This window comes from Nocardioides dokdonensis FR1436 (assembly GCF_001653335.1).
Classification (GTDB): Bacteria; Actinomycetota; Actinomycetes; order Propionibacteriales; family Nocardioidaceae; genus Nocardioides; species Nocardioides dokdonensis.
Genome location: NZ_CP015079.1, coordinates 142,208 through 154,034, shown reverse-complemented (window position 1 = coordinate 154,034; position 11,827 = coordinate 142,208). Strand labels below are relative to the sequence as shown.

The following is an 11,827-nucleotide window of genomic DNA, read 5'->3' as shown; positions in this document are numbered from 1 at the left end:
CGGGTAGGACCACCGGATGGCCTCCCCAAGAGACCCGTGGTTCGACAACGCCAAGATGGCGCTGGTGACGCTCGTGGTGCTGGGCCACTCGTGGGTGCTGCTGCCCGACACCGCGCGGGTCGAGCACGCCTACGACTTCCTGTACGCCTGGCACGTGCCGGCCTTCGTGCTGGTCACCGGCTACCTCTCCCGCTCGTTCAGCTACAGCCGGGCCCGGCTGTGGAACCTGGTGCGTACCGTCGCGGTGCCCTACGTGCTCTTCGAGGCCGGGATCGCGATGTTCCGGATCCAGGTCGGGGGCGAGCAACTGGAGGACCTGTGGCGCGACCCGCACTGGCCGATGTGGTTCCTGTCGGCCCTCTTCTTCTGGCGGCTGCTGACCCCGGTCTTCCGCGACCTGTGGGGCGGCCTGGCGCTGGCGGTCGCGATCAGCCTCGTCGCGGGCCTCTACGCCGGCGACACCCTCGACGTCGCCCGGGTGCTGGGCCTGCTGCCCTTCTTCGTGCTGGGGCTCAAGGCGACGCCGGAGCGTCTCGAGCTGCTGCGGGCCACCTGGGTCCGGGTGGTCTCGGTGCTCGTGCTCGTCGCGATCTTCTGGGTCACCGCCCGGACCGACCAGTGGGCGGCGACCGAGTGGCTGTACTACCGGGCGCGCTACGACGAGCTCGACGTCAGCGACTCGCGGGCGTTCCTGACCCGCGCGAGCCTGCTGGTCCTCGGCACCCTCGGCGCCATGGCCTTCCTCGCCCTGGTGCCCCGGGTCCAGGGCTGGTTCGCCCGGATGGGAGGCGCCACGCTGGTCGTCTACCTCTTCCACGGCTTCGCCATCAAGGGCGCCGGGTACGCCGGCTGGGGTGACGTCACCGATGCCCACCCCGTCGCCGGGTTCGTGGTCACCAGCCTGCTCGCGGTCGGGCTGGCGCTGCTGCTGGCCAGCCCGCCGGTGGCGCGGGTGCTCACCCACGTCGTCGACCCCCTGGGGTTCGCCGGCCGCAGGGTCGGCGACGCGGCCGAGGTCGCCGTCGCCTCCCAGCGCGTCGACGAGCACGCGCAGCAGGTCGAGCACCTCGTCGCGGCCCAGGACACCGACCAGGCCGCACCCGTGGCTGCGCCGGCGGCGCGTGGGTAGGCTTCGCGCCGTGCCGACGACCCCGATGACCGCGTCCTCGCTCCTCCTCCCGGGGGGCCCGCGATGAGTGGCGGCCTCTTCGCGCTGCTCGACGACGTGGCGGCCCTGGCCAGGCTGGCAGCGGCCTCGGTCGACGACGTGGGTGCCGCGGCCGGCCGGGCGAGCATGAAGGCCGCGGGGGTCGTCGTCGACGACACCGCCGTCACCCCGCAGTACGTCCAGGGCGTCGCCGCCCAGCGCGAGCTGCCGATGATCCGCAAGATCGCGATCGGCTCGCTGCGCAACAAGCTGCTCATCATCCTGCCGGCAGCACTGCTGCTCTCGCAGTTCCTGCCGTGGCTGCTCACCCCGATCCTGATGCTGGGCGGGACCTACCTCTGCTACGAGGGTGCGGAGAAGATCTGGGAGAAGCTCAGCGGCCACCACAGCGAGCCGCCCGACGCGCAGGCGGGCGGCGACCCGGTCGAGACCGAGAAGAAGATGGTGAGCGGGGCGATCCGCACCGACCTGATCCTCTCGGCCGAGATCATGGTGATCAGCCTCAACGAGGTCGCCGACGAGCCGTTCCTGTCGCGGGCGATCATCCTGGCCGTCGTCGGGGTCGGCATCACGGTGCTCGTGTACGGCGTCGTGGCCCTGATCGTGAAGGTCGACGACATCGGGCTGAGCCTCGCTCAGCGCACCTCCACCGCCGCCCAGCGGATCGGGCACGCCATGGTGGCCGCGATGCCGCGGCTGCTGAGCGTCATCAGCGTCATCGGCACGGCGGCGATGCTGTGGGTGGGCGGGCACATCCTGCTCGTCGGCGTCGACGAGCTGGGCTGGCACGCGCTCTACGACCTCGTGCACCACCTCGAGGAGGACGTGACGGGCGCCGGCGGCGCGGTCGCCGCCTGGCTGGTCAACACCACCGCCTCGGCGCTGCTGGGCCTGCTGGTGGGAGCCGTGGTCGTCGCCCTCGCCCACCTGCGCCCGCGGCGGTCCGCCTCCGCGAATTCCTGAATCCTCGCAGGAGCGACCTACGCTGGAATCCGTCCGCGTGGGAGATCCCGACGATGCGCAGATGCGCGACGCAGACGTTGCACCACCTGTCTGAGGAGACTGACGATGGACTTCAAGGTTGCCGACCTGACCCTGGCCGACTACGGCCGCACCGAGATCACGCTGGCCGAGCACGAGATGCCCGGCCTGATGGCGATGCGTGAGCGCTACGGCGCCGACAAGCCGCTCGCCGGCGCCCGCATCGCCGGGTCGCTGCACATGACGATCCAGACGGCGGTGCTCATCGAGACCCTCGTCGCCCTGGGCGCCGAGGTCCGCTGGGCCTCGTGCAACATCTTCTCCACCCAGGACCACGCGGCCGCAGCGATCGTCGTCGGTCCCGAGGGCACCCCCGAGGACCCCCAGGGCGTCCCGGTCTTCGCCTGGAAGGGCGAGAGCCTCGAGGAGTACTGGTGGTGCACCCAGCAGATCCTCGACTGGCCCGCCGACACGTTCGCCAACATGATCCTCGACGACGGTGGCGACGCCACCATGCTGGTGCACCTGGGCACCGAGGCGGAGAAGTCGGGCCAGGCGCCCGACCCGGCCACGGCCAAGAGCACCGAGCAGCGCGTCGTCTTCGAGGTCCTGCAGGCCTCGCTGGCCGCCAGCAGCGACCGGTTCACCAAGATCGGCAACGAGATCCGCGGCGTGACCGAGGAGACCACCACCGGTGTGCTGCGTCTCTACGACATGATGCGCGAGGGCTCGTTGCTCTTCCCGGCGATCAACGTCAACGACTCGGTGACCAAGTCGAAGTTCGACAACAAGTACGGCTGCCGCCACAGCCTCATCGACGGCATCAACCGCGCCACCGACGTCCTGATCGGCGGCAAGGTCGCGGTCGTCTGCGGCTACGGCGACGTGGGCAAGGGCAGCGCGGACTCCCTGCGCGGCCAGGGTGCCCGGGTCATCATCACCGAGATCGACCCGATCTGCGCGCTGCAGGCCGCCATGGACGGCTACCAGGTGACGACGCTCGACGACGTCCTCGACGTCGCCGACATCATCATCACCGCCACCGGCAACAAGGACGTCGTCTCCGTCGACCAGATGCGCCGGATGAAGCACAACGCGATCCTGGGCAACATCGGTCACTTCGACAACGAGATCGACATGGCCGGCCTCGAGACGTTCCCCGGCGTGCACCGCAAGAACGTCAAGCCGCAGGTCGACGTGTGGACCTTCCCGGCCGCCGAGGGGCGCGAGGAGTCCTCGATCATCGTGCTGTCCGAGGGCCGCCTGATGAACCTCGGCAACGCCACGGGCCACCCGTCGTTCGTGATGTCGAACTCCTTCACCAACCAGGTGCTCGCGCAGATCGAGATCTTCACCAAGCCCGAGGAGTACCCCGTCGGGGTCTACGTGCTGCCCAAGCACCTCGACGAGGAGGTCGCCCGCCTGCACCTCGGCGCGCTCGGCGTGAAGCTGACCGAGCTGTCCGGCGACCAGGCCGCCTACCTCGGCGTCGACGTGGCCGGACCGTACAAGTCCGACCAGTACCGGTACTGAGCACCACGACACCGACCGCGCCACGGTCCCTGGTGCCACGACCGCCTGTCGGGCGGTCGTGGCACCAGGGTGCAGGATGGGACACATGAGCGAGGCAGCAGCCAGTCAGAGCGAGTACGCCACCAAGGGGCGCGTGCTCGTCGTCGACGACGACGCCTCCCTCGCCGAGATGCTCACCATCGTGCTGCGCCAGGAGGGCTTCGACAGCCGGATGGTCACCCGCGGTGACCTGGCCATCGCGGCCTTCCGCGACTACCGGCCCGACGTCGTGCTGCTCGACCTGATGCTGCCCGGCAAGGACGGCATCGACGTGTGCAAGGAGATCCGCGCCGAGTCGGGCGTGCCGATCGTGATGCTCACCGCCAAGGGCGACACCGTCGACGTCGTCGTGGGCCTCGAGTCCGGCGCCGACGACTACGTCGTCAAGCCGTTCAAGCCCAAGGAGCTCGTGGCCCGCATCCGGGCCCGGGTGCGACGCAACGACTCGACGTCGCAGGCGGAGAGCCTGACCATCGGCGACCTCAGCATCGACGTGGCCGGTCACCAGGTCTCCCGCGGCGCGGACTCGATCAGCCTGACCCCGCTGGAGTTCGACCTGCTGGTGTGCCTGGCCCGCAAGCCCTGGCAGGTCTTCACCCGCGAGGTGCTGCTCGAGCAGGTGTGGGGCTACCGGCACGCCGCCGACACACGTCTGGTCAACGTGCACGTGCAGCGGCTGCGCTCCAAGGTCGAGCACGACCCCGAGAACCCCGAGGTCGTGGTGACCGTGCGAGGCGTCGGCTACAAGGCCGGGAACGCCTGAGCGAGGTCACGGTGGCGACGGGGGCGCGCAGGGCGTTGACGTTCTGGCGTCGCTCCATCCAGGCGCGCGTGGTGATCAGCACGCTGCTGCTCTCGGCCACGGTCGTGGGCGTGGTCGGCTGGCTGCTGCTGCAGCAGACCCGCGACGGACTCCTCGACCAGCGCGTCGACACGGTCGTCGCCGAGGCGGTCAACGAGACCGAGGACGCCCGCACCCGGCTGCAGTCGACCCCGTTCAACGACGTGGACGCCGCGCAGCAGCAGCGTGCGCTCGTGGAGCCGATCATCGCCCGCGGCGCCGGCCGCGACTTCGCGGTCGTGCTGGCCGGGCCGAGCGGCTCCGGTGTCCTCCGCGAGGGCGGGGCCACCTACACCCCGGGCCTGGACCGGACCTCGGTGCCCGACTCCCTCGTCGAGCACTTCTCCGAGGTCGCGGAACCGGCCTGGACCTACACCCGCATCCGCCGCGAGGGCCCCGACGGCGCCCGGGTCGCCGAGCCGGGCGTCGTGGTCGGGTCCCAGGTCACCCTGCCGGCCGACGGGCGCACCTACACGCTGTACCTGCTCTTCCCGCTCTCCGGCGAGGAGCGCACCCTGGACCTGGTCAGCCGGGCCCTCCTGACCGCCGGGTCGCTGCTGCTGGTGCTGGTCGCCGGGGTGGCCTGGCTGGTGACCCGCCAGGTCGTGACGCCGGTCCGGTTGGCCCGTGAGGTCGCCGAGCGGCTGGCGGCCGGCCGGTTGCGTGAACGGCTCGTCGTCAAGGGCGAGGACGACCTGGCGCGCCTGGCCACGTCCTTCAACCAGATGGCCACGAACCTGCAGCGCCAGATCCGCCAGCTCGAGGAGCTGAGCCGGGTCCAGCGCCGGTTCGTCTCCGACGTGTCCCACGAGCTGCGCACCCCGCTGACGACGGTGCGCATGGCGGGCGACGTCCTGCACGACGCCCGGGAGGACTTCGACCCCGTCTCGGCCCGTGCCGCCGAGCTGCTCCAGGTCGAGCTCGACCGGTTCGAGACCCTGCTGGTCGACCTGCTCGAGATCAGCCGCTTCGACGCCGGAGCCGCGGTCCTGGACCTCGACGACGTCAACCTCAGCGACGTGGCCCACCGCATCGTCGACAGCACGATGCCGCTCGCGTCCCAGCGTGGTGTGCACCTGCTGGTGCGGGCGCCGCAGGACCGCCCCTGCCTGGCGGAGGCCGACGTGCGCCGCGTGGAGCGGATCCTGCGCAACCTCGTCACCAACGCCATCGACCACGCCGCACCCGAGGTGCCGGGCGGGCGAGCCGAGGTCGTCGTGCACGTGGCCGGCGACCAGCACTCGGCCGCCGTGGCGGTGCGCGACCACGGGGTGGGTCTGGCGCCGGGGGAGTCGGCGATGGTGTTCAACCGGTTCTGGCGCGCCGACCCGGCACGGGCGCGCACCTCCGGCGGCACCGGCCTGGGGCTGGCCATCGCCCTGGAGGACACCCACCTGCACGGCGGCTGGCTGCAGGCGTGGGGGCGGCCCGGCGAGGGGGCGCAGTTCCGGCTCACGCTGCCGCGGCGGGTCGGCGAGCCGCTGCGCCGCAGCCCGATCACCCTCATCCCCGACGACGCCGAGGAGCCGGTGTGAACCGCCGCCGCCGCACGGTCCGCGTCCTCCTGCCGCTGCTCCTGCCGCTGCTCCTGCTGGTGGCCGGGTGCGTGAGCATGCCCGCCTCCGGCCCGGTCGTGGGGACCGGTTCCAGCAGCGCCGTCAGCGCCGAGAGCGGTGGCGTGCCGGCGATCGACGCCCGGGCCCCCCAGGAGGGGCAGAGCGCGCCCGAGGTGGTGCGTGGCTTCCTCGACGCGATGCAGGCCTGGCCGCGCGAGCTCACCACCGCCAAGCAGTACCTGACCGCCGACGCGCGCGCGGCCTGGAACCCGGAGGGCATGGTCACCTACCTCGAGGCGCAGCCGCCGCAGGGCACCTCGAGCAGCCGGGTCTCGCTGCGCCTGAGCGGGGCGGACCGGATCGACGGACGCGGATCCTTCGAGGGGCGCCTGTCGGAGTACGAGTCGATCCTGCAGTTCTCGCTGACCACCGAGGACGGTCAGCTGCGCATCACCAACCCGCCGACCGACCTGGTGGTCCCGCAGAGCTGGTTCGAGGCCCGCTACGCCCAGCTCGCGCTGTACTTCCTCGACCCCGGTGGCGAGATCCTGGTGCCGGAGCCGGTCTTCGTGGCTGACGACGAGAAGCTCGCCAGCACCCTGATCGCGGGACTGCTCGACGGGCCGGTCGACAACCGCGTCGCCCGCTCGCAGATCCCGGACGGGCTCGGCCTGGAGCTGTCGGTCCCGGTGACGGACGAGGGCACGGCCACGATCGAGCTCAGCGGTGAGCCGATGGCGCTGACGCCCTCGGAGAACGCGCAGATGCTCTCGCAGCTGGCCTGGACCCTGCGCCAGGACCCCGACATCGAGGCGTTCACGCTCAGCGTCGGCGGGCAGCGCATCCGCCTGGCCGACGGGGAGGACCGGATCCCGGTCGAGAGCGGGGCACGGCTCGACCCGACCGGCTACCAGTCCAGCTCCTTGCTCTACGGGCTGCGCGACGGGCTGCTCGTGTCGGGCACCCCCGGCTCGCTGGACCCCGTCGTCGGACCGCTCGGCTCGACGGACCTGGGGGCGCGCAGCGTCGGGGTGGACCTGCGCGGCGAGCGGGCGGCCGAGGTGTCCGCGGACGGGACCGAGGTGTTCTCGGCGCCCGTGCGCGGCGACGACGAGCCCGTCACGACGGTGCTGGAGGGGGCCACCGACCTCGCGGCCCCGGCCTACGACCACCGCGGCCGGCTGTGGCTGGTGGACCGGACCCCGCAGGGCGCCGTGGTGCGGTGGGTCCGAGGTGAGCGTGGGCGCGTCCTCGACGTCCCGGGCATCTCCGGGCAGCGGGTCAAGCGCTTCCTGGTCTCCCGCGACGGCAGTCGCCTGATCGCGGTGGTGCGTCGCGCGCGCCTCGACGAGGTGCGCGTGGCCCGGTTGCGCCAGGACCCGCGCGGGGGCGTCGTGGCGGCCACCCAGGCCCGCCCCCTGTCCCTGCAGGAGCCTTCCGGACGGATCATCGACATCGCCTGGCGCACGACCACGACCATCGCGGTGCTGCACCGGCTGACGCCCACGAGCGCCAAGGTCAGCACCATCGGCGTCGACGGGTCCCCGACCGGTCTCGGGGGCATCACCACGACGCTGGGGGGCGCCGTGGCCCTCGCCGGCTCCCCGGAGCCGACCGAGGTCGTCTACGCGGTCACGGGCAGCGGTCTCATCGACCTGTCGGTGGCCGTGCGCGGTCCCCAGGTGCTCGACGAGGGCATCACCTACGTCGGCTACGTCGGCTGAGCCGCTCGTCCACAGGCGCGGCCCACGGCCTGGAGGACGGGGGGTCCTCGTGGTGTCATCGGCGGATGCTGCTGCGTGACGCCGCACTCGACCTGCTGCTCGGCAGCGCCTGCGTCGGCTGTGCGGCACCGGGCCGGGTGCTGTGCGGTCCGTGTCGGGCCCGGCTCCCGGTGACACCCGTCGCAGCGCGGCCCGACCCGTGCCCGGCGGGTCTGGTCGACTCCTGGGCCGCCGGGACGTACGACGACCTGTTGCGGGCGATGGTCCTGGGGCACAAGGAGCGTGGCCTGCACGCCCTGCGGGGTCCGTTGGCGCGGATGCTCGAGGTGGCGCTGCAGCCGGTCCTGCCGGCGCCCACGTCGTCGAGGACCGGCGCTGCCGGGGGACTGGTCCTCGTCCCGGTGCCGTCACGGTCCTCGACGCTGCGTGCGCGGGGCCACGACCCGACCTGGTCGATGACCCGCGCGGCCGCAGCAGGACTGGCTCGCGCCGGGCAGCCGGTCACCGCCGCGCGGCTGCTGGTCCTGCGGCCGGGCGTGCAGGACCAGGCGGGGCTCGACGCCGGGGCCCGGGCCGCCAACCTGGCGGGGTCCATGACCTGCCCCTCGCCGGCGCTGCGTCGCCTCGCCGTGGCCCGTCCCCGGGTCGGGGTCGTCGTGTGCGACGACGTGGTCACCACCGGCGCCACGATGCGCGAGGCGCAGCGCGCCCTGGAGGCGGTCGGGGTGCCGGTGGTGTCGCTCGCCGCGGTGGCGGCGACCCGGCGCCGCGGCGTCGCCAGGCGTTCGCCAGGGTGAAAGTCCGGGGGGTCCCTTACATCGCGGACGCACCTCGCCTATCGTCTCGTCATGGAGTCCGTCCGGGTCCGTGGTTGCGTCGTGGGGACGCTCCGGCCAGCCCGGGCGTCCGCGCGACAAGCCGATGCCAGTCGCAGGCGAAACGGTCCACGTAAGTCGACCTCCCCTCGAGGGGGGCGACGATCACGGTGCGGCTTAGAAGTCAGTCCTGCCTCGGTCGGACCGTCAGATGCGGTCCTCGCCGGGAGAAGGCGGGTAGTGGCAGAGAAGCTGCGAGAGCCTCAGCAGGCGGTTGTGGGGACGAAGACCAGGTCGGCCGGACGGGCTCCATCCCACTCCCACCACCGGGTGACAACCCGGTCGTCGGCCTGGCTCCGCCCTGCGCGCTCCGCGCGCACCGGGGGCGAGCCAGGAGCCTGAAGAAACCCATCGCGCACCTGGTGCGCACGAGGAGGTTCACATGGAAATTGTGGTCACCGGCAGGCACTGCGAGATCAAGGAGGGCTTCCGGGCCCATGTCTCGGAGAAGTTGACGAAGCTCGAGAAGCACGACCACCGGATCATGAGGGTCCAGGTGATGGTCGACTGCGAGCCCAACCCCCGTCAGCACGACCGGGCCGTGCACGTGGAGCTCACCGCCTTCTCCAAGGGCCCGGTCATCCGGGCCGAGGCATCAGCCGACGACAAGATGGGTGCGCTGGACCTGGCGCTGGACAAGATGGCCCGCCAGATGCAGCGGGCCGCGGACCGCCGCCGCGTGCACCGCGGGCGCAAGACGCCGGTCTCGGTGGGAGAGGCGCTCTCCGGCACCCCGATGGTCACGGACCTGGGGGCCGAGGGCGAGACGGAGACCGAGCGCGAGGTCGGCCCGGTCGCCATGGACGGCGACGGCCCGATGATCGTGCGGGAGAAGACGCACCCGGCGAGCCCCATGACGCTGGACCAGGCGCTGTACGAGATGGAGCTGGTGGGTCACGACTTCTACCTCTTCGTCGACAAGGAGAGCGAGCGCCCCTCCGTGGTCTACCGCCGTCGCGGCTACGACTACGGCGTGCTCTCGCTCGACCTCGGCCAGGAGTGAACGGCCCGCTGCAGGCGGGTTGAGGTCCAGGAGGACCAGGACGGCGTGGCCCGTTCGGGTGGTACGGACACCCGAACGGGCCACTGCCGTGTCATGATGCCGACGTGGCAGACGAGAGTGCGGGCCCCGCAAGCGCGGGCACCGAGCCCATCCGGGTGATGGTCGTGGACGACCAGGAGCTCTTCCGCCGGGGGTTGACCATGCTGCTGGGCATCGAGGGCGGCATCGAGGTCGTCGGCGAGGCCGGTGACGGCATCGAGGGCACCACGATGGCGGCGAGCGTCGCCCCGGACGTGGTGCTGCTCGACATCCGGATGCCCAAGCGCACCGGCATCGAGGCGTGCCGCGCCATCAAGGAGGCGGTGCCGTCCGCCAAGATCATCATGCTCACGGTCTCCGACGAGGAGGCCGACCTCTACGAGGCGGTCAAGAGCGGGGCCTCGGGCTACCTGCTCAAGGACTCCTCGATCGAGGAGGTGGCGCAGGCGGTGCGGGTGGTCGCCGACGGCCAGTCGCTGATCAGCCCCTCGATGGCGGTCAAGCTCATCGACGAGTTCAAGCAGATGAGCAAGCCCGAGCGCGTCAGCGGCCCGGGCCTGCGCCTCACCGAGCGTGAGCTGGAGGTGCTGAGGCTGGTGGCCAAGGGCATGAACAACCGCGAGATCGCCAAGCAGCTGTTCATCTCCGAGAACACCGTCAAGAACCACGTGCGCAACATCTTGGAGAAGCTGCAGCTGCACTCGCGCATGGAGGCGGTCATGTACGCCGTCCGCGAGAAGCTGCTCGATCTCCCCTGAGCTGACCGTGCCCCCGTCCACCCAGACGCTCAGCCGCCCCCAGGCCCGACGCATCGCGCTGGCGGCCCAGGGCTTCTGCGACCCCCCGCACGCGACGCCGACGATGCGCACCCTCGACCGGGCGCTGGCGCGCACCGGCGTGCTCCAGGTGGACTCGGTCAACGTCCTCCAGCGCGCCCACTACATGCCGCTGTACTCGCGGATGGGTCCCTACGACACCGACCTGCTGCACCGGGCCGCGGAGCGTCGGCCGCGCCGGGTGGTGGAGTACTGGGCGCACGTCCAGGCGTTCATGCCCGTCGACCTGTGGCCGGTGATGCAGCACCGGATGGCCGACCACCGCGCGCGGCGAGGGAAGTGGCGCGCCCTGGCCGAGGAGCCCGCCCTCGAGGCGCGGGTGCTGGCGGCGGTCGAGGAGCTCGGGGCGGCGACGTCTCGCGAGGTGGCCGCCCGGCTGGGAGAGGGGCCGGCCGCCTCGAAGGAGCAGTGGGGCTGGAACTGGTCCACCACGCGCCGGGTGCTCGACTACCTCTTCACCGTCGGCGACCTGGCCATCGCCTCGCGCAACAGCCAGTTCGAGATCCGCTACGACCTGCCCGAGCGAGTCCTCCCGCCGGAGGTGCTGGCGGCTGCGGTGCCGGACGTGCGGGAGGCGGCCGTCGAGCTCGTCCGCCGAGCCGCCCGCTCCCACGGCGTGGCCACGGAGCGCTGCCTGGCCGACTACTACCGGATGCGCGCGGCGCCCGCCCCGGGCCTGGCCAGCGCCCGGGAGGCGGTGGCCACCCTCGTCGAGACCGGGGAGCTGGAGCCGGTGCGGGTGGAGGGCTGGTCGCGCCCGGCGTACCTGCACCGCGACGCGCGCCTGCCCCGGCGGGTCGGGGCCCGGACCCTGCTGAGCCCCTTCGACCCGGTGGTGTGGGAGCGCGAGCGGACCGAGCGGATCTTCGACTTCCGCTACCGCATCGAGATCTACACCCCGGCCGCCCAGCGGGTGCACGGCTACTACGTCCTGCCCTTCCTGCTGGGCGACCGGCTGGTGGCGCGGGTCGACCTCAAGGCCGACCGGCGGGCCCCCGGCGGGGTGCTGGTCGTCCAGGCCTCCCACGCCGAGCCGGGCGCGCCCGCGCACACCGCTGAGGAGCTGCTCGTCGAGCTGCGTCGCCTGGCGGGCTGGCTGGGCCTGCAGGACCTGCGGGTCGAGCCGTGCGGGGACCTCGCACCGCGGTTAGGGGCTCTTCAGGGCCCTGGGTAGAGTGACGGCGCCGCGGCATGAGTCGTCGTCGGTCTTCCACAGCAAGGAGCAGCCCCGC

Annotated in this window: 10 protein-coding genes; all 10 read left to right on the top strand. The window is 72.1% G+C overall.

Annotated elements, in window-relative coordinates; translation table 11 throughout:
* Positions 1 to 16 precede the first annotated feature (16 nt).
* The 10 genes from I601_RS00690 to I601_RS00645 all read left to right on the top strand — a co-directional run bounded on the left by I601_RS00690 (position 17) and on the right by I601_RS00645 (position 11,769).
* Positions 17 to 1,129: an acyltransferase family protein gene (locus tag I601_RS00690; RefSeq protein WP_068105165.1), complete on the top strand. Its 1,113-nt coding sequence runs from the start codon at positions 17 to 19 to the stop codon at positions 1,127 to 1,129.
* Positions 1,130 to 1,192: 63 nt separating this feature from the next.
* Positions 1,193 to 2,131, top strand: a complete 939-nt coding sequence (locus tag I601_RS00685) for a DUF808 domain-containing protein (protein WP_068105162.1) — start codon at positions 1,193 to 1,195, stop codon at positions 2,129 to 2,131.
* Between the two features lie 105 nt (positions 2,132 to 2,236).
* The gene (ahcY, locus tag I601_RS00680) at positions 2,237 to 3,682 is read left to right on the top strand and encodes an adenosylhomocysteinase (RefSeq protein ID WP_068105160.1); all 1,446 of its coding nucleotides are present in this window, start codon (positions 2,237 to 2,239) and stop codon (positions 3,680 to 3,682) included.
* A gap of 85 nt (positions 3,683 to 3,767) precedes the next feature.
* A complete protein-coding gene (gene mtrA / locus I601_RS00675) occupies positions 3,768 to 4,484 on the top strand; it encodes an MtrAB system response regulator MtrA (RefSeq protein WP_068105158.1) in 717 nt (238 codons plus the stop codon).
* A 71-nt stretch (positions 4,485 to 4,555) separates the two neighbouring features.
* Positions 4,556 to 6,097: an MtrAB system histidine kinase MtrB gene (gene mtrB, locus I601_RS00670; protein ID WP_237089514.1), complete on the top strand. Its 1,542-nt coding sequence runs from the start codon at positions 4,556 to 4,558 to the stop codon at positions 6,095 to 6,097.
* The gene (locus I601_RS00665) at positions 6,094 to 7,842 is read left to right on the top strand and encodes an LpqB family beta-propeller domain-containing protein (protein WP_068105155.1); all 1,749 of its coding nucleotides are present in this window, start codon (positions 6,094 to 6,096) and stop codon (positions 7,840 to 7,842) included. The genes mtrB and I601_RS00665 overlap by 4 nt, the downstream gene beginning before the upstream one ends.
* Positions 7,843 to 7,907: 65 nt before the next feature.
* On the top strand, positions 7,908 to 8,639 hold the full coding sequence (locus I601_RS00660) for a ComF family protein (RefSeq protein ID WP_068105152.1): 732 nt from the start codon (positions 7,908 to 7,910) through the stop codon (positions 8,637 to 8,639).
* Between the two features lie 460 nt (positions 8,640 to 9,099).
* Positions 9,100 to 9,720, top strand: a complete 621-nt coding sequence (gene hpf, locus I601_RS00655) for a ribosome hibernation-promoting factor, HPF/YfiA family (RefSeq protein ID WP_068105149.1) — start codon at positions 9,100 to 9,102, stop codon at positions 9,718 to 9,720.
* Positions 9,721 to 9,824: 104 nt separating this feature from the next.
* Positions 9,825 to 10,517, top strand: coding sequence for a response regulator transcription factor (locus tag I601_RS00650; RefSeq protein WP_237089513.1), 693 nt, complete (start codon positions 9,825 to 9,827; stop codon positions 10,515 to 10,517).
* A 7-nt stretch (positions 10,518 to 10,524) separates the two neighbouring features.
* Positions 10,525 to 11,769: a winged helix-turn-helix domain-containing protein gene (locus I601_RS00645; RefSeq protein ID WP_068105143.1), complete on the top strand. Its 1,245-nt coding sequence runs from the start codon at positions 10,525 to 10,527 to the stop codon at positions 11,767 to 11,769.
* Positions 11,770 to 11,827 lie beyond the last annotated feature (58 nt).